We start from the raw sequence: 18695 nt of genomic DNA, 5'->3' as shown, positions 1-18695 counted from the left end.
GATTTATCCTAAAAAAAACCTAAAACAATCAGCTCAACACCAGCTCTTTTGGCGCGACGTTCACCAAATCGCAATTATCGCTGCCGCCGCGATCCACCGTTAAAAAGTCTGTCACTTTCTGCCAGGCAAACAACGGGTGATGCCAGACGTTGCGATGGTAGTTCACGCCCTGGCGGCCATTGGTGATAAACCCGAGCATGGTTTCAGGGTCTGGCTGCTCGTCACCTAGTGCGACGACCACAATAAAACGCTCGCCGTTAAGGGGAATAAACGCCTGCGAGCCGAGTGGATGGCGTTCGAGCTGCGTGACGGTGATTGGCATTTCCAGCGGCTGGGCGCGGTTAATGCTGACGAGCGCACGATCCTGCTGGAGGATCTCAACCAACGCCAAATCGTGGTAACGCTCGGTTTGCCCGTTATTGATATGGAAAAATTCCTTTCCTTCGGTTCCGATAACGTCACCATAAGGCGCAAAAGCCTCTTGAGTCAGAGGTAACAACTTGAGTTTCATTCCGTGTTCCTGCTCCTGTTGATCCTTTTGCCATTTCGAGTGATCAAAATGACACCGCTGAGAGCAATCTAAAACCTAAACCTCTTTTGATGCAATATTAAATTGGAATATTTTTCCAATAATGAGATTTATACCACATCATTTATAAGGCAAATATGCAAATATCATTAAAAATCATTGATATATAAAGGCCTGAAAATGCTTGACCAGGAAACCATCCGCACCTTTCTCACCGTGGCCGAAACCGCCAGCTTTTCTAAAGCGGCCGAGCGATTACACAAAACTACGGCGACGATCAGCTATCGCATTAAGTTGCTTGAGGAAAGTACGGGTGTACCCCTGTTTCAGCGCACGACGCGCAGCGTTCTGCTGACCGCGGCGGGCGTTCATTTACTGGAGCGTTCGAAAGAATGGTTGGCGTGGCTCGATGCCATGCCCGGCGAGCTGAAGCAAATCAATGATGGCGTGGAACGGCAGGTCAATATTGTTATCAATAACTTACTGTATGAACCTGCGGCGATTGCTACTCTGCTTGCACATTTAGTGGCGCGTTTCCCACTGACGCAATTCACCCTTTCTCGCCAGATTTATATGGGTGTCTGGGATGCGCTATTGCACGGCGATTTTTCGCTGGCGATTGGCGTGTCAGGAACGGAAACGCTGTCCGAAACCATCAGCCTGCTGCCGCTTGGGGAAATCGACTGGGTGTTTGTACTGGCAGCGCACCACCCGTTAGCGCTGGAAACGGGGGCGTTAAACGAGGCAAAACTGCGTCAGTATCCGGCGATTAATATTGAAGACAGCGCCCGTCACATCACCAAACGCGTGGCATGGCGACTGACCGGGCAAAAAGAGATTCAGGTTTCAGATTTGAGCACTAAAATTGCCGCGCACGTGGCGGGAGTGGGAATTGGATTTTTGCCCAGAAAGCTGTGCCAGCGCTATCTCGATAGCGGCGAACTGGTGACGCGCACCATTCCAGCGATGCGCCCGCCTTCCCCGCTGAGTCTTGCCTGGCATCACGCGCAGGCCGGGAAAGCGGCGCTGGAAATTGTCCGTCTGTTTGAGGACAACGCCAGCACCATTAAGGGTTTCCTGACGCCTTTAAACTCAGGCAACAAACTGGCGGAACAGCGCCTTACCTTTCAATAAGCGCACACCCAGCCAACCGCCACAAACCGACAGCAGCACCGCACCGCTCACCGGCAAAATCACCCACAACCGCCAGTCTGGCTCCCATGGGAAATCAAACACGCGGGTTTGCAGCAGGCCGAGCGCGGTTTCAGCGCCAATTGCGGCAACCAGCCCGGAAACCAGACCCAACACGGCAAACTCACACCAAAGCGTGGTGCGCAGCAGGCGCTTTCCGGCTCCCAGCGTGCGGTACACCACCAGTTCCTGATGGCGCTGGCGCATACCGACCTGAACCTGGGCTAACAGCAGCAACACGCCACAAGCCGTAACCAGCACCACCATCACTTCCAGTGCCCGGCTCACCTGCTCCAGGACCTGGCTAACCTGGCGCAGTATCGCGCCAATATCCAGCAAACTGACGGTCGGAAATTCGCGGTTTAGCTGCGTGAGCACGCTGTTTTTTCCATCGAGATGGAAACTGGTTAGCCAGCTTTGCGGCTGGTTATCCAGCGCACCCGGCGGGAAGATAAAATAGAAATTAGGACGCAGGCTTTCCCAGTCGACTTTACGCATACTGGACACTTTCGCTGAGAAATCCTGGGTGTCGCCCATAAAGGTCACGGTATCGCCTAGTTTAATCTTCAGACGTTTTGCCACGCCTTCATCCATCGACACTTCGCCCGCTTTCGGCGGCCACGAGCCCGCTAGAATGGGATTATGCGCTGGCTTCTGGCTTTGCCACGTCAGGTTCAGCTCACGGTTTAACGCTTCGTCCGGGTTCCCTTCGGTGGATTTACCGTTAATCGCCGTCATGCGCACGCGCACAATCGGGTAGAACGATTCAGGGATAATCTGGTGATCGGCCAAAAACTCTTTCACGGGCTGAACCTGCTCAGTGGCAATGTTTAGCAGGAAATAGTTCGGGCTTTCCGGGGGTAATTGCTGTTGCCAGCGGTCGAGCAAATCGCCACGTAACACCAGCAGTAATGCCAGCAACATAAACGACAGCGAGAACGCCGCCAGTTGGCTTAAGGTCACCCACGGCTGGCGCAGCAAGCGGTTCACCGCCAGGCGCAGCGCAAGGTTTTTCAACGTCAGCTTTTTCAGCAGTTTCAGCACACCCCAGCCAACAATGCCGCACAGCACCGCCAGAACCACCGTACCCGCCAGCACCGCCCACAGCAGCGTGCTACCGCCCATCAGCAAGGCTAAAAGACCGACCACCACCATACTGATTATTGGCAGATAGATTTTCAGCGGCCAGACGTTTGCCACGGCATCGCGGCGTAAAACGCGCAGCGGTTGGGTTGCCAGCAGTAAGCGATAGGGGCGCAAACCCACCAACAGGGAAATCACCACCATTGAACCGACAGCCCACACCCACGGCCAGAGACTTGCAGGTGGCAGCGCCGCAGGCAAAACAGGTTTCAGCAGGCGCATCAGCACCGCTTCAAACACCATACCGGCTACGCCACCGGTAATGGCTGAGAGCGCCAGCACCATTAGCCACTGGCCGATAATCAGCTTACGCAACGCCGCGCGCCCTGCCCCGAGCGTTTTCAGGATAGCGACTAAATCGTAGCGACTGCGGCAATAATGGTTCATCGCCACGGCAACGGCGGCGACCGCCAGTAATAGCGTCAGCAGTGCGGAGAGCAGTAAGAATTGTTGCGAACGCTCAAGGGATTTGCCCAGTGCGCCTTCATCTTGTTCCATACCGTACCAGCGCTGCTCTGGCTTGAGTTTTGGCACCACATACTGTTCAAATTTATCGAGCTGCTGCGGCGTGCCGCCAAATTTGTAGCGCCATGAGATACGGCTCCCCGGCTGTACCGCGCCGGTTTTTTCCACATCAGCCAGGTTCATCATCAAGCGCGGAGCCATCTGGAACGGGTTAAAACCCGAGTCCGGTTCCTGAATCACTTCCCCGGCAATGCGTAATGTGGTGTCGCCCACATCCAGCGAGTCCCCCACTTTAAGATTGAGCAACGCCATTAAACGCGGTGCCAGCAGCACGCTTCCCGGCTCAGGTTTTAGCCCCGGCGGGTTGGTATCGAGCTGGCCGTACATCGGGTAAACGCTATCCACGGCTTTGACCGAAGCCAGCTGTGGCGTATCTCCGGCAAATGTCATGGTGGCGAAGGTCAGCTGCTTGCCGACTTTCAGGCCATCTTTCCGGGCCTGATCAAGCCACTCCTGCGGCACTTCACGCGCGCTGCGCAGAGCACGGTCGCCCGCCATAAAATCGCGGCTTTGCTGGTTTAGCCCTTGTTCCATGCGGTCGCTGATATTGCCCAACGCCAGCACGCATGCAACCGCCAGGCTCAACGCCAGCCAGACAATCAGCAGTGATGGCGATCGCCATTCACGCCAGAACCAGCGGGCAATCATGCCTCCTCCCACAATTGACCTTCACGCAGACGCAGGCGGCGGTCGCAGCGGGCGGCGAGTTGCTCGTCATGCGTGACGAGAATGAGCGTGGTGGCAAAATCACGGTTCAAAGAAAACAGCAGATCGGCGATGCGGTCACCAGTGTGGCGGTCAAGATTGCCAGTGGGTTCATCAGCAAATAACACGCCCGGCCGCCCGTTAAACGCCCGAGCCAGCGCCACTCGCTGTTGTTCGCCGCCGGAAAGCTGCGCCGGAAGGTGGTCGAGACGTTTGCCCAAACCAAGCTGTTCGAGCAGCGCTTTCGCCTGCGCACGGCTGGATGCGTCGTTTTCCCCGCGCAGCAGCGCCGGAAGCTCGACGTTTTCCAGCGCGTTGAGTGTCGGTACTAACATAAAGGACTGGAACACAAAGCCGACGTTTTTCGCCCGCAGTGCCGCTCGTGCTTCTTCATCCATGCTGTGTAGCGGTTGGCCGCACAGGTGAACTTCGCCTTCGCTGCCATCATCAAGCCCTGCGAGAATCGCCAGTAGTGTAGACTTCCCGGAACCGGACTCACCAATCAGCGCGATGGTCTGCGCCTGTTTGACAACCAGCTCAACTCCGGTAAGGATGGAGAGCTGATGTTCCCCCGTTCCTACGGACTTACTAAGATGATGAACTTCAACAATGTTTTCCGCTGGCATTTGCCCTTCCTGTTTCTGGCTTTCTTGACCATTCGTGCCGCACATGCGGACACGTTGCTGATTCTGGGTGATAGCCTGAGCGCCGGTTACCGGATGTCGGCAACAGCGGCCTGGCCTGCGCTACTGGATGCAAAATGGCACCAGCAAAATACCAAAGTCGTGAACGCCAGTATCAGTGGCGACACCGCGCCACAAGGGCTGGCACGGTTACCGGCGCTGCTGAAACAGCATCAGCCTCGCTGGGTGTTAATTGAACTTGGCGGCAACGATGGTCTGCGTGGTTTTCAGCCACAAGCCATCGAGAAAAGTCTGCGCCAGATAATCAATGATGTGAAAGCGGCAAACGCTCAACCATTACTGATGCAAATACGTCTGCCTGCAAACTACGGGCGTCGTTATAATGAGTCGTTTAGCGCTATTTATCCGCAACTTGCCAAAGAGTTTTCTATCCCTCTGCTGCCATTTTTTATGGAGGAGGTCTATTTGAAACCGCAATGGATGCAGGATGACGGTATACATCCGAATAGTGATGCTCAACCGTTTATCGCCGACTGGATGTCTTCCCGTCTGGCACCTTTAGTTAAACATGACTCATGAACAATCGGGGCACCTCTCGGGTAAAGTTATGCAAAAATCCGTCTTAATTACAGGCTGTTCCAGCGGTATTGGCCTGGCCTGCGCAGAAGATTTAAAAAAACAGGGTTACCGCGTTCTGGCCGCCTGCCGCAAAACTGAAGATGTCGAACGCATGAACCAGGCCGGGTATACCGGCGTACTGCTCGATCTCGACTCGCCTGAAAGCGTGCAAACCGCGGCGGCGCAGGTTATCGAACTGACCGGGAATCGCCTGTACGGGCTGTTTAATAACGGCGGATACGGTGTTTACGGGCCACTGCAAACGCTTTCGCGCGATCAGCTCGAGCAACAGTTTTCGACCAACGTATTTGGCACCCACCAGCTGACCATGCTGTTACTGCCTGCGATGTTGCCGCATCGCGAAGGGCGCATTGTGATGACCAGTTCAGTAATGGGGCTCGTTTCCACCCCGGGCCGTGGCGCTTATGCCGCCAGCAAATATGCCCTGGAAGCCTGGTCTGATGCGCTGCGTATGGAGCTTCACCACAGTGGGATTAGAGTCAGTTTAATTGAGCCTGGCCCCATCCGTACCCAGTTCACACAAAACGTCAACCAGACTCAGGCGGATAAGCCGGTAGAAAATCCAGGTATTGCCGCTCGCTTTACGCTCGGGCCGGAAGCGGTAGTGGAAAAAGTGCGCCATGCTTTTGAAAGCTCACACCCGAAATTACGCTATCCGGTGACGCTGGTCGCCCACGCTTTAACGTGGTTACGCCGCCTGTTGCCGGGGCGCATGTTAGATAAAATTTTACGTGGTTAGTTGAAGCGCCTGCCGCCAACCCCCATGTAAATATTAAATTTTTAAAAGAGAGTTAAGCCATGTCTGCACCGTACAATATTGATATCACTGAAGCGAACATGCACCAGGTGCTGGAACAGTCCGTTACGACACCGATTCTGTTCTATTTCTGGTCGGCACGCAGCCAACACTGCGAACAGTTAACGCCGGTTCTGGACAAGCTTGCAGCGCAGTATCAGGGCCAGTTTATTCTTGCCAAAGTGGACTGTGATGCCGAGCAAATGGTTGCGTCTCAGTTTGGTTTGCGCAGCATCCCAACGGTTTATTTGTTCCAGAATGGTCAGCCTGTTGATGGCTTCCAGGGACCACAGCCTGAAGAGGCGATTCGCGCGCTGTTAGAGAAAGTGCTGCCGCGTGAAGAAGAGCTGAAAGCGCAAGAAGCGATGCTGCTGATGCAAGAAGGCAAACACGCTGAAGCGCTGCCATTGCTTAAAGACGCGTGGCAGATTTCCAACCAGAACAGCGAAATTGGCCTGATGCTGGCGGAAGTGCAAATTGCCCTCAACCGCAGCGAAGATGCCGAAGCAGTGCTAAAAACTATTCCGTTGCAGGATCAAGACACGCGCTACCTGGGTCTGGTGGCGCAAATTGATTTACTGAAACAAGCCGCCGACACTCCGGAAATTCAGCAGCTACAACAACAAGTTGAGCAAGATCCTGAAAACGCGCTGTTAGCCAGCCAACTGGCGCTGCAACTGCATCAGGTCGGGCGTAACGAAGAAGCGCTGGAGCTGCTGTTTAGCCATCTGAAAAAAGACCTGGCTGCCGCTGATGGGCAAGTCCGCAAGATGCTGATGGAGATTTTGGCAGCCCTGGGCACCGGTGATGCGCTGGCTTCAAAATATCGCCGCCAGATGTATTCGCTGCTTTATTAAGTATTTATTAAATGGCCTGATTCAAACTGAATCTTTCCACATAAAACGGTTAGACTTACATCAAATAAACAATGGAGGTTTTTTTGATGCTAATCGTCATTCCCGTACTGATCCTCGTCGCGCTGATTATCGTCGGCGCCGGGGTAAAAATCGTGCCGCAGGGCTACCAATGGACCGTGGAGCGCTTCGGCCGTTACACCAAAACTCTGATGCCGGGCTTAAGCCTTGTGGTGCCGTTTATGGACCGCATTGGCCGCAAAATCAATATGATGGAGCAAGTCCTCGACATCCCTTCTCAGGAAATCATCTCTAAAGATAACGCCAACGTCGCCATCGACGCGGTGTGCTTTATTCAGGTCGTTGATGCCCCGCGCGCAGCGTATGAAGTCAGCAATCTTGAGCTGGCTATCATGAACCTCACCATGACCAACATCCGTACCGTGCTCGGTTCAATGGAACTCGATGAAATGCTTTCGCAGCGTGACAACATCAACACGCGCCTGCTGCATATTGTTGATGAAGCCACGAACCCGTGGGGAATCAAAATCACCCGTATTGAGATCCGCGATGTGCGCCCACCGGCTGAACTGATTGACGCGATGAATGCGCAGATGAAAGCTGAACGTACCAAGCGTGCGTACATTCTGGAAGCTGAAGGGATTCGTCAGGCAGAGATCGTCAAAGCCGAAGGGGATAAGCAGTCAAAAATCCTGAAAGCGGAAGGCGAACGTCAATCCGCATTCTTACAGGCAGAAGCTCGTGAGCGTAGTGCTGAAGCAGAAGCCGCGGCGACAAAAATGGTTTCTGAAGCTATTGCTGCTGGTGATATCCAGGCGATCAACTACTTTGTTGCCCAGAAATACACTGACGCACTGCAACAGATTGGTTCAGCCAATAACAGCAAAGTAGTGCTGATGCCGCTGGATGCCACCAGCCTGATGGGCTCGATTGCCGGTATTAGCGAACTTATCGCGCAAAGCGGTACCGAGCGTAAAAGATGATTGCCCTGTTGTTTGCCCACGCGCATATCTTCTGGCTAACGCTAGGTGGCTTGCTGCTGGCGGCTGAAATGCTCGGCGCCAGCGGTTATCTGCTGTGGAGCGGTGTGGCGGCAGTGCTCACCGGTTTGCTGGTGTGGGTGTTGCCTCTGGGCTGGGAATGGCAAGGCGTTTGCTTTGCCGTGCTCACACTGGTTGCCGCTTTTCTGTGGTGGCGCTGGCTGTCGACACGCAAGCAGCAGGAGCCTGGTGAAGTGCTGAATCAACGCGGCCACCAGCTTGTTGGCAGGCGTTTGCGCCTGGAAACCACGCTGGTAAATGGTCGCGGTCATGTGCGGGTTGCCGATAGTTCATGGCCGGTGATGGCGGATAGCGATTTAGCAGCAGGCACCGATATTGTGGTGGTGGCCGTTGAAGGAATTACGTTGAAGGTGAAGGCCGTTTAAAGGTGTTTTGTCTTCACCTTAAATGTTCAGCAAACGCTGAATGATTGATTACTGGCGATGGCAACAACCCGAAAGGTTGTCGATGATCGGGCAATCTGCGCTGTCGTCCCCAGGGCAGGATTCGGCAAGCGCCAGCAATTGTTGGCGCATCGCCTGAAGCTCGCTGATGTGTTTTTCAATATCCGCCACTTTTTGCAGCGTACGTGTTTTCACATCCGCACTGTGCCGCGCCGGGTCGTTGAACAAATTGACCAGCTCGCGGCACTCTTCAAGATTAAACCCCACCTGTCGTGCCTGGCGAAGCAAAGTCAGTTCATCGAGATGTTTTTGCGAATAGCTACGGTAGCCGTTTTCAGATCGAAGCGGCGCGGTCACCAGGCCCTTCTCTTCATAAAAACGAATTGCCTTGCTGGTTAAACCGGTCTTTTTCGCCACATCACTGATGTTCATGTTTGCTCCGGGACGTTCATTTCAATGATCCTATCCCCAAACCATTCGAGTTGCAGGAAGGCGGCAAGGGGGTTTGTCCCCAGGAGCTTACTAAAGTAAGTGACTGGGGTAAACTCACGCAGCTAACACACCTGCGGCTCGAAGGGGGTCGGGGATAGTCAGAAGCGAATTTTCATCCCCACTGACGCTGATACATCAGATGACACGGAAGTATCGCCGCCGCCATCCCAGGTTTTACCAATTTCAGTATAACCCTGCACGTCTGCGGTAACCGCCCATGTGGTACCGATTGCCGCTTCCGTTGTCTGGAAACGCTGGTTAGCATTGATTTCCGTGGCCCCGGCCCGGTTTGCCGTATTGCGATAAGTCACGGTGTCCTGGCCGTCGGACAGTTCCTGCCAGTAGTTTACGCGCACATACGGTTTCACTTTGCCGTAATCAGTGTCGTAATTCGCCGCCAGGCGAACCCCAAGGCGGCCAATCACAGAACCGTCTGCATCCACCGAAACGTTGGTTTTCGCACGGTCAGAAAGCGTCACATCATCAAAATCGCTGTACTGGTAAATAAGCTGCGCCTGCGGCTCAAGTTGCCAGTTGCTGTCCCCAAGCTGCCACGGTTTACCGACTTCGACAGACGCCACCACTGAGTTGCCGTCAGGGTTATACGTTTTACGGTCGCTCATGTTCTTCAAATCAACCGAGTGGTAACCGTACTGTAAAACGTTATCGACGTAGAACCCGTTGGTATCCGTCCAGGTGCCATAAGCGCCCAGGTAAGAGGAGAACGTCGAGTTATACGCCGCCCCGCCGCTCATGCCGGTAATACCATTGATTGAACTGTCGATATCCATAAAGGTGGTGTACAAACCTGCACGCCATTTGTCGTTCTGATAGAGATCCAGCCCCATCTGCATACCGTTGTAATTGGTGCTGCTTTGCGAATGAGTTGGGTCGTCATGTTTCTGATCGACCGACTTGACGATATAACGCGCCCAGAAGCGCCCTTCCTGATCTTCAGGAACATCAGCCTTCCACGGCTGATCATCGCCCACACGCTGGTGAAGCGTGCCGAGCACGGCCAAATCTGCCTGGCGGATAATCGCGGCCAGCGTGTCGAACCCAGGAACATCCGGGCGATAACCCGCACGTAAGAACCAGTCTTCGCCTGCGCCCTGCTCGTTACCAGCAAATAACTGGTACTCCCAGGCTCCGGCAGTCAGTATTCCCGAGCCGATGGTAAAGGCATCTTTGGTGGTTTGTGCGGTAGTGGTTGCGCCATTCTGCGCTTCGACAACCATAATGCCGTCGCCGGTCGTCGGTTCCCCCAACTGGCTGACATCGATATCCAGTAAGGTATTGCCCGTTGCAGCGCCACCATTAATCACCAAACGGTCGGCAACGCCGGGGCTGTGCTGCTGGGCTGCAATTTTCAGCGTACCGTTGAGACCAACGTAATCACCGTTAACGGTCAACGTTGAGCCGACATCACCACCGCGTAAATTAATGGTGCCCTGGTTGACCAGGTTTGCGACCGACTGGCTGTAACCGCCAGTATCGAGAGTGGCGCCACTGCTGACAATATGGCTTGATTGCTGGCTAAAACGGTTTTCACCCGCAGCCAACAGCGTGCCGTTTTCGACCAGCGTAATGCCGCTCCAGGTGTTGCTGCCATTGAGGATGGTGGTGCCGCTGCCCTGCTGCCAGACCTGCCCGCTACCGGAGATATCACCGTTAAGCGTGATGCTATCGGCGCGGTTAATGGCAAGGGTCGCGTTATCGACAATATTGCCACCCACGTTCCCCGCCGTGCCGCCATTGCCCAGTTGCAGCACGCCATCACTGATGGTGGTAAGCCCTGCGAAACGGCTGTCCTGGGTGAGCGTCAAGGTGCCTTTACCCAGTTTGGTGAAGTCGCCGTTGCCGGTGACAGCGCTTAACAGTGAAACCGAGTTGCCATTGGTATCAATCGCGCCGCCGACGCCGGAAAGCGTGACCAGGCGTGCCGTATCAAAGGCGGCACCGTAACGCAATGTGCCGCCGCTCAGGCCAATGCCGGTTCCCGCCGCGCCCAGATTGTTGTCGGAAGAAACTTGCAGGACGCCGCCGCTGACCTGGGTTCCGCCCTGGTATTGGTTGTTACCGTTAAGAATCAAGGTGCCGAGGTCGGCCTTGTTGATGCCCCCTTCTCCGTCGATAACCGAGTTGATGGTCGCGGTGTATCCGGCACTCGGAGCAGTGCCGTCGCCTACACGAATAATGGTATTGGCAGTATGCGTGGTGAGGTTGTCACCGCCGATAACGTAACCGTCGGTCGCAAATTGCGCGCCGCTAATTGCGACTTCGCCAAGGCTGGTATCAATGGTGACGTTGCCCGCCGTACCGCCAAATACTGCAAAGGAGCCGTTGCTGAACGGCGTATTAAAGCGCCCGTCAGGGGATGTGACATCCGTGGTCCAGTTGTCATTGCCGCTGCCGCTTTGCCAGATGCCGTTACCGCCGTCGATTTCGCCGTTGTTTTTCAGTGCCCCGCCGTTGCCGCCGAAGCCATCCCAGAAACGCATCACATAACCGGTGCGGTTCACCAGGTTGACCTGGCCGGCAATTGAGGTTTGAACGTAGAGATCGTCTGCGGCCGGAGGTGCGGAGCCAATATCGAGAATGTTGTCGGTTAACGCACCGCTATAATTGAAGACGCGATAAACCCCGACATCAAAGCTGCCGCCCGCTGTCTGGGTGATATTGAGTTTGCCGTTAAGGTTGAGATCGCCATTGATGTTGATCAGGTCGTTAAGCGCTCCGCCAACGGTATAAGGCTGGCCAAACTGGAAGTCGACTTGCGAGTTCTGGTTGAGCGTCAATGCACCCATGGTCAGCACGCCAACGCTTGCCAGATCCTGCCCGGCGGCAAGGTGCCCGCCGTCATCCACCACCACGCTGCCGCCCAATACGCCTGCACCGCCGAGCGTTGCGCCGTTATTGACAGTGGTTTCACCCTTTGCCGCGACTTGATTACCGTTGATAAGTAATACGCCCTGTTGGGCGGTTGTCGCCCCGGTCCAGGTGTTAGCTGCGGTCAGGTTTAAGGTCCCGGTACCGGTTTTCACCAGGTTTCCGCTGCCGTCAATAATTCCGCTGATGGTGTCGTTGCGCCCTAACGCGCCTTCAATCAGCGTAGCCGCACCCAGTGCAACATTACCCGCGCCGGATAAAGAGCCGACCGACGTGCCCGCCAGCGCGGCGCTGATGTCGACTAAACCGCCCGCCAGGTTGGAGATAACCGCGCCTGCGCCCTGGGCGTTATCCGCAAAAAGCACCGTCCCGCTGTTGGTAACCGTTGCCGAACCGGCATCTGCGTTGCTGGAAAGCTCAAGTGTGGAGCTGGCATCGAGCGCCACATTAGCGTTATCACCATAGCTGTTGTCGGTGAAAATCGCCGTGCCGCCGTTCACCAGGTTGATGGTGCTTTGCCCCGCCCCGGCACTGTTATTAAACGCCAGTGTGGCGTTATCAACCGCGAAGGTATGCGTTTGTGCGGATGCCGCATTATTGAAATTGAGCAGCGCCTGGTTGGTTAACGAAACCAGGCTGTCCGGCGTACCAAACGCCCCCGTGGTGTTGGCATTGACCGTCAACTGCCCGGTGCCATTTTTGCCGATAATCGAGGTATCACCCAGATAGGTATTCTCAACACCCAGATCCAGCACACCGTTATTACTGAGCAAAGAGGTATCTTTGATGGTCAATGGGCCATCGCCGCCAATCACGCCGGTTGGCGTGAAGGTATGGCCGTAGACATCCAGCGCACCGCCGCCGCTTCCCCCAACGAAGAATAGCCGTGGCGTGGTGAGATCGGCCCCCGCCTGGAAAGTAGCACCATTTTTCAGGAGCACAGAGTTGGTGGTGGCGCCGAGGGCGTTGTCGTTGTTGATATTAAGTGTGCCATTCCACACTTCAACGCCGCCAGTGATCAGATTATTGCCGGTTAATATCAGGCGGCCTGGGTCGGTTTTCAGCAGGCGGATGTTGCCATCGGCAAGGTTGTCCTGCACCAGGTCGGCGTTGATGATAGTCGTTACGTCAGCACCCGCAGCGCCCGCGCCAACGCGAATAGCAAAGTAGCTATCTGCATGCGTGGCCCCTTGTGCTTCGTAGTTGTTATCCGGGGTAAGTTGGCTCGGTGGATTGGTGGCGATAAAGTGCAGTTGCGAATCCGGGTTAAGTGGATCGGCGTTTAAGATGTAGCCGTTGGAGTCGAACTGCATACCGGAAGTGACGACGATGCCAAACTGGTCATCGACAAGGACTTCAGCCCCTCTTCCCTGGAAGACGGCAAAGGCATCCTGCGACCATGGCGCGTTGCCAATGCCCGCGCCTGGCTGAGTCCAGTTGTTACTTGTGCCGCTCGCTTGTCGCGTCCAGTGTCCGAAACCGCCATCAATGGTGTTATTTCCGATTATCCCGTCGCTGCCGTGGTTATTCGGGGTGTCGTTGAGATCACCGTCCCAAAATTGCAGGGTTTGTGACGGGTCAACGAAGTTTAAGATCAGGTTAACTTCATGGCTGATATTGGTCTGGATGACGTAATCCAGCCCGTCGTTCGGCGGCAGCGTGCCAATATTCATGATGTTATTAGCCAGCGCGCCGCCGTAGTTAAACAGGCGGTACACCCCAGGAAGGAATGTGCCTCCTGCCGTCAACGCCACGTTTAGCACACCGTCGAGCGTGAGATTGCCTTTCACTCCCACCAGGTCGTTAAGCGCACCGCCTGGCGTATAGGCCTGCCCCAACTGGAACTGGCTATCGGTATTACCGGCTAGCACCAAATCGCCATTAATCGTCAGCGTTCCAGTGCCATTACCTCGGCTATCATCTCCAGGACGTAATACCGTCCCGCGCTGAAATAATACATTGCCGCCAATAGTGCCGTATCCACCCAGCGTACTTCCGTTCATTACGGTCGTCTGTCCTGCCCCGCTCTGCACACCGTTAACCAGCAGTGTTCCCTGCTCAACACTGGTGGTTCCTGCATAGCTGTTATTACCACCAAGCCGGGTCACGCCCGTGCCAATCTGACGGAATGCCCCGCTGCCGGAAATCACGCCGTTAAGTGTGACCGCATCGGAATGGTTAACCGTCAGAATGCCGTTATCGGTGATATTGGTCTGCTCGGAAAGGCTGCCCGTGGTATTGCCATTGCCCAGCGTCAACTCTGATCCGTTACCAATCAAGGTGTTGCCGGTGTAGGTGTTATCACCAAGCAAAATCGTATTGGCGCTGTTGATGCGCTCCATACCGCCGTCGCCGCTGATGACGCCGGTATAAGTCTGGTCGCTTGCGCCATCGAATGACAGCAAGCTGGTAGCACCCGATGTATTGACGTTGTAGTTATGGATAGTCGCCTGGCCTGCAAGCGTTGCGCTATCGCCGCTGCGCAGCGTCGCGCCATTGTTGATATTGATGGTTTGCACACCGGAGAGCGTTAAGTCGTCCACAATGCGCGCATCCGTCGGGTCGCCGTCCAGTGTCAGGGTGCTCCAGCCGGTGCCAATATTGGTGCCTTTTGCCAGGTTGTCGGCGCTAAAGGAGCCCAACAATGCCGGGTTTGTGCCCTCGTTGGTGCTATTCAACGTCAGCGTATTGTTCGTGCCACCTTCGCTCAATACATGCGTCACTTTGGCCAGAGAAACACTGCCAAAGGTGGCGCGGTCATTGCCATCCGCGCCTGTAAATGTCACGCCACCAGTGTAGTCACCCGCCGTCCAGCTGAACTGGTCGGTGCCGCTACCCAACGTGATTTCACCGCGAGTCGCCGTGCCCGCCCGATCGATTGCCACGACATCATTGCCGGTTCCGGTCAAAATGGCTTGCGCAGTGGCGTTGGCCGCCAGCAAAGTGCCGCTGTTAGTGACAGTGGTGTTGCCAGCACCCGAGGCATTAATCACCGGAGCACCCGCGCCGAGGCTTGTGATAATGCCGGTATTGGTGATGGTGCGACTGGTGCCGCTTAGCCCGTCAGTGGCGACAATCGCTGAACCGGCATTAGCGGCCATATTGATCACCGCACCGGAACTGACGTTATTGGACGTTCTCGCCAGAATGCCGACGCTGCCAGCACCCGTGCCATTAATGGTGTAGCCGTTGCCGATGGTGAGATTGCCGGTGGTCACCGAGCCATCGGATTTCATAAACGCAAAGCCGTCACCACTGCCGGATACGTTTAACGTGTTACCCGTGCCAATCGCGCTAAAGGTCACCGCGGTGCGGATAGCCGGGCCATCGGAGGCGTTAATCGTGACATTGCTCAGGTTGATATTAGAAGTGTCGGCGTTGTTATTAATCCCTGCACCACTGCCGGAAATATCAATGAGAGTATCGCTGGCCGTAAACGAGGTAGCCCCCGTATCCATTCTCACACCATCGGCACCGCCAGAGGCAGTAATGTGGTTACCCGTGCCGTTAACCGTCAAGTTAGCACCAGCACCAATCAGTTGAACGGCGGCAAGTCCGCCTGAGGCATTGACGTTGCCAAGGGTGTTCACCACCGCATTCGCCCCGCCGACGCGCACACCGACATTCCCGCTGCCCACCGCACCGCTGACACTAATCAGATTGTTGTTAGTCAGTGCGCCATTGTTTTGAATATTGACGCCAATATTATTGGTGCCTGAGACAGTCACCGGTGCAGCTACCGTCGCCTTGCCGTTGTCATGCAAAACGATTCCGGTACTGTTGGTGCCATTTAACGAAATACCGCTACCACTGAGATTCAACTCACCCGCATGGGAAACGTTATAGCCAACAATCCCGCTTTGCCCAGCGCTGCTTGTGACGGAAGCGTTGGATGTCACCAGCGTTTGCAATTCGTCAGTATCAATCGAGCCGTCGATATTGTAATTACGCCCATCAATCAACACGGCGGTTGTATTGTTATGCTGCAACACAATGCCGCCATCGCTAATATTACCGACCGCGCCTCCGGTGACTTTCACCCCGACCGCATTTTCACCATTCACAAATATTTTGGCGCTCCCGGTGGTGAGTGAAGTCTTGGTTCCGGTTGTTTCATCCACGCCGTTGGCAATAATCCCGGTGGCGTTATCACCAGACACGGTTAACTGATAACTCGCCGCAGCCCCTGTGCCGCCAGCAAATACCGCGCCGTGGTCAACGGCAAACAAAATAGAGTCAGCCTGGCCATTATCATTGATAATCGCATTACCAATATTAATCTTCGCCTTATTACCCCAGGCGTAATAACCCATCTGTTTGATGTTTTCGAATGAGAGCGTTGAAGCAGGGTTAATATCAATTTGCGCATCACCACGCGCGTGCACACCAATCGCCCCCGCAGACAGCAAAACAATCGTGGAATTAAGGTCTACCTGCGCATGTTGGGTATTTAACCCTTCGGCATAAACCGCGTAGTTTCGGTAAGTGTAAGGCTGGCCATCGCTACCGCCTGTGTCGCCCGCCTTGCCCACGGTAATGGCACTTCCTCCGGTAGTTGTCACCGCAGCGCCTGCTTTCTGCGCCAGCACATTAATGGCGATATTGTTGTCGCCATCAACGTTAATGGTGCCACGATGCGTCACCGCGCCAATATTGTCGACGACGTTCAGGCCGTAGTTGGCCGCAGCGGAACCGTTGGTCAGTTTGCCTAATACGTTAATTGTGCCGGAGTTAGTGACGGCCCCTGCCGCGCCTTCGATGGAGATCCCGGCGGCATTACGGGTATTTTCTTCAAGCGTTATGGTGCCGGTATTGTTAACGTCACCGGCACTTTGCGTGCGAATCCCCGCCGACAGGTCGCCGCCCGTCATCGGAACAGGTGTTGGTGCGGCGGCACTCAGAACCGGTGTCACTCCAAGGTAAATATGCCCAGCGTTAGTGAATGTGGCGTTCTGGTCAAGCCAGACCCCGTAGCCGCCCGCTTTTCCTCCCAGGTTATTGGCATTGCCAACCAGCGCGATAGTCCCCGTCGCGGCGTTAGTCGCGGTTGTGGTTCCTGATGCGCGCATACCCACGGCATTGTTGGTGGTAGTGTCGGTAATCGCGGCGTTGATGTGCCCATTGTTGGTCAGCGTACTGCTGCCGAAGCCCTGCATCCCTTTACTACCGGCGTTTGAAACATTCTGATTAGTGCCGTCTTTTTCAATAAACAGGCCGGCGTTTAACGTGCCGTTATTAACCGCTGTGGCGTCAGTCGTTACCATGCCGACAGACTCTGGGCTGTTGCCGCTACTGCGCCAGGCGTTAATCGCGCCATCGTTAGTGATAGTTGCGCCATTGTCGGCACGCATCACCGCCGACGCACCGTCAACCGCCAGGCTACCATTGTTGGTGACCAGCCCCGATGCGTTCGCACCCGTGGCATAAATGACGTTTAAGTCCCCGGTCACCAGGGTCGCGTTGTTGGTGTGAACGCCTTTGTCATCCCAGACGTGATATGTCAGGTTAATGCTGGTGTTTTCTTCTTTAGCGAGCATCCCGTTAATAATCGCATCGTAGGTGTTTTGCGCCTCAACGGAAGAATCAATCACCTCGCCATTTACGGTGGCGCCCGCCGTCAGCCAGTACTGGATTTGCGGCTTCCCGGCGTAAGCATTCGCACCAATCAGGAAATCGTTAACCCCGGCGATATCATTGGATGAATTAATAACGAAGGTTTTATCCAGCAGCCGTACAACCTTATTGCCGACCTGCTCATAATTGGGCAGCGTAATGGAAAAATCATACTTTGCACTTTGCGCCTCGAGGTTTTGTGTATCCGTTGACAGTTCAATCGCCGGGCGAAAGTGGATGTAGTTATCCGAACGCCATTCGGTGCTGCTCAGTGCACTGCCACTGCCGTCGGCTTTTGCCAGCACGGAGTTTTTGGTCAACAGGTCGATGGTATTTGCGGCCGCGGCAATAGGGGCGTTGGGGTCACTTGAACCGACATTAATATTCGCCTGACCACCCGTTGAGGCTACGGACGCAATACCAAAATCATTAAAGATACGGATGGAGTTGGGGTCGTAAACGGGCAATACCATATCGCTGACGGGAGTATCAGCGGCAGAAATAAAACTCGAAGAATCATAAACAGTAATCACCTGATAACTGCCGTCAAGCCCAGGGACCGTGACGTTCAGCTCCAGGTTTTCTTGTGGAACCGCAGGCGATGGTGAATAGGTGTATTGCCCGATATTCGCGGACGTTATTGTCGTTGGCGTGCCGTTCGAGTCGGTGGAAACAATCGTAATAATGCGGTCGGGATCGGTGCCAGTCCCGCCGGGTAGCGCATTAAGCACCGTGACACCCGTGCTGGTGCCATTTGTGCCTGTGGAAATTGTCGGTATTGGGCCGAGGATATTAAGTTCGGTACCTGGCGAGTAATGGTTTGTCTGAACAAGGCTATCAATAGTAAACGCATAGCCGGTATCTTTCACGGCATCGTATGGCGGCAATAAGATGTAATTGGGGTATGCCGCATTCCATGTCACATCGACTGCATTGACGGTTGCCGCGTAATTCCCCCCAATGAGTAGTGCTGCTACGAATAACTTTCTACCACCTCGCCCGGCTCGGCTACCTTTTTTCCCTGTCCGAGAATTTTCTGCAACAGCGACAAAACTATTCGCGACATGGCTCCACACCAGGCGGTATATATTATTCATAAGTTATCTCTGCATAGCCACAATAAGCATCAACGTTCTGGTACAGAACAATAAGAAAAAATACTTTCTGTAACAGTAGTACACAGTTGTGCGTTGAGAAGTGAAAAGCAGAA

At 54.7% G+C, this 18695-nt stretch carries 11 protein-coding genes; 6 read left to right on the top strand and 5 right to left on the bottom strand.

What is annotated here, in order from left to right; all coding sequences use genetic code 11:
* Positions 1-28: 28 nt before the first annotated feature.
* A complete protein-coding gene (allA, locus tag M975_RS02290) occupies positions 29-511 on the bottom strand; it encodes an ureidoglycolate lyase (protein ID WP_064557090.1) in 483 nt (160 codons plus the stop codon).
* Between the two features lie 198 nt (positions 512-709).
* On the opposite strand from allA, the gene allS reads away from it, so the two are divergent.
* Positions 710-1663: an HTH-type transcriptional activator AllS gene (gene allS / locus M975_RS02285; protein WP_064557089.1), complete on the top strand. Its 954-nt coding sequence runs from the start codon at positions 710-712 to the stop codon at positions 1661-1663.
* Here the strand turns inward: allS and ybbP are convergent.
* Together ybbP and ybbA are read right to left on the bottom strand one after the other, a co-directional pair.
* The gene (gene ybbP / locus M975_RS02280) at positions 1622-4036 is read right to left on the bottom strand and encodes a putative ABC transporter permease subunit YbbP (RefSeq protein WP_064557088.1); all 2415 of its coding nucleotides are present in this window, start codon (positions 4034-4036) and stop codon (positions 1622-1624) included. The two genes, allS and ybbP, sit on opposite strands and share 42 nt — an antisense overlap.
* Positions 4033-4719, bottom strand: coding sequence for a putative ABC transporter ATP-binding protein YbbA (gene ybbA, locus M975_RS02275; RefSeq protein WP_064557087.1), 687 nt, complete (start codon positions 4717-4719; stop codon positions 4033-4035). The genes ybbP and ybbA overlap by 4 nt, the downstream gene beginning before the upstream one ends.
* Here ybbA and tesA point away from each other — a divergent pair.
* From tesA to M975_RS02250, 5 genes are all read left to right on the top strand, one after another.
* Positions 4687-5316: a multifunctional acyl-CoA thioesterase I/protease I/lysophospholipase L1 gene (gene tesA, locus M975_RS02270; protein WP_064517643.1), complete on the top strand. Its 630-nt coding sequence runs from the start codon at positions 4687-4689 to the stop codon at positions 5314-5316. The two genes, ybbA and tesA, sit on opposite strands and share 33 nt — an antisense overlap.
* The gene (locus M975_RS02265) at positions 5306-6115 is read left to right on the top strand and encodes an SDR family oxidoreductase (protein ID WP_157093318.1); all 810 of its coding nucleotides are present in this window, start codon (positions 5306-5308) and stop codon (positions 6113-6115) included. Before tesA ends, M975_RS02265 begins: the two co-directional genes overlap by 11 nt.
* 59 nt (positions 6116-6174) lie before the next feature.
* Positions 6175-7029 carry a co-chaperone YbbN gene (locus M975_RS02260; protein ID WP_064557086.1) on the top strand — a complete coding sequence of 285 codons (855 nt, stop codon included), beginning with the start codon at positions 6175-6177 and terminating at the stop codon, positions 7027-7029.
* 86 nt (positions 7030-7115) lie between these two features.
* Positions 7116-8030: an SPFH domain-containing protein gene (locus M975_RS02255; RefSeq protein ID WP_064557085.1), complete on the top strand. Its 915-nt coding sequence runs from the start codon at positions 7116-7118 to the stop codon at positions 8028-8030.
* Positions 8027-8473, top strand: a complete 447-nt coding sequence (locus tag M975_RS02250) for an NfeD family protein (RefSeq protein WP_064557084.1) — start codon at positions 8027-8029, stop codon at positions 8471-8473. The genes M975_RS02255 and M975_RS02250 overlap by 4 nt, the downstream gene beginning before the upstream one ends.
* A 48-nt stretch (positions 8474-8521) precedes the next feature.
* Here M975_RS02250 and cueR read toward each other — a convergent pair whose 3' ends face one another.
* On the bottom strand, positions 8522-8923 hold the full coding sequence (gene cueR, locus M975_RS02245; protein ID WP_064557083.1) for a Cu(I)-responsive transcriptional regulator: 402 nt from the start codon (positions 8921-8923) through the stop codon (positions 8522-8524).
* 158 nt (positions 8924-9081) lie between these two features.
* Complete coding sequence (locus tag M975_RS02240) at positions 9082-18582, bottom strand: autotransporter outer membrane beta-barrel domain-containing protein (protein WP_064557082.1); 9501 nt, start codon at positions 18580-18582, stop codon at positions 9082-9084.
* Positions 18583-18695 lie beyond the last annotated feature (113 nt).

The organism is Buttiauxella brennerae ATCC 51605, assembly GCF_001654925.1.
Lineage (GTDB): Bacteria > Pseudomonadota > Gammaproteobacteria > Enterobacterales > Enterobacteriaceae > Buttiauxella > Buttiauxella brennerae.
The sequence above is the reverse complement of the archived record's forward strand: the minus strand, read 5'-3'. Positions and strand labels throughout refer to the sequence as shown.

Excerpts from the sequence above, each read along its gene's own strand:
- allA (WP_064557090.1), bottom strand. The coding sequence starts at position 511 with ATGAAACTCAAGTTGTTACCTCTGACTCAAGAGGCTTTTGCGCCTTAT.
- allS (WP_064557089.1), top strand. The coding sequence starts at position 710 with ATGCTTGACCAGGAAACCATCCGCACCTTTCTCACCGTGGCCGAAACC.
- ybbP (WP_064557088.1), bottom strand. The coding sequence starts at position 4,036 with ATGATTGCCCGCTGGTTCTGGCGTGAATGGCGATCGCCATCACTGCTG.
- tesA (WP_064517643.1), top strand. The coding sequence starts at position 4,687 with ATGATGAACTTCAACAATGTTTTCCGCTGGCATTTGCCCTTCCTGTTT.
- ybbA (WP_064557087.1), bottom strand. The coding sequence starts at position 4,719 with ATGCCAGCGGAAAACATTGTTGAAGTTCATCATCTTAGTAAGTCCGTA.
- M975_RS02265 (WP_157093318.1), top strand. The coding sequence starts at position 5,306 with ATGACTCATGAACAATCGGGGCACCTCTCGGGTAAAGTTATGCAAAAA.
- M975_RS02260 (WP_064557086.1), top strand. The coding sequence starts at position 6,175 with ATGTCTGCACCGTACAATATTGATATCACTGAAGCGAACATGCACCAG.
- M975_RS02255 (WP_064557085.1), top strand. The coding sequence starts at position 7,116 with ATGCTAATCGTCATTCCCGTACTGATCCTCGTCGCGCTGATTATCGTC.
- M975_RS02250 (WP_064557084.1), top strand. The coding sequence starts at position 8,027 with ATGATTGCCCTGTTGTTTGCCCACGCGCATATCTTCTGGCTAACGCTA.
- cueR (WP_064557083.1), bottom strand. The coding sequence starts at position 8,923 with ATGAACATCAGTGATGTGGCGAAAAAGACCGGTTTAACCAGCAAGGCA.
- M975_RS02240 (WP_064557082.1), bottom strand. The coding sequence starts at position 18,582 with ATGAATAATATATACCGCCTGGTGTGGAGCCATGTCGCGAATAGTTTT.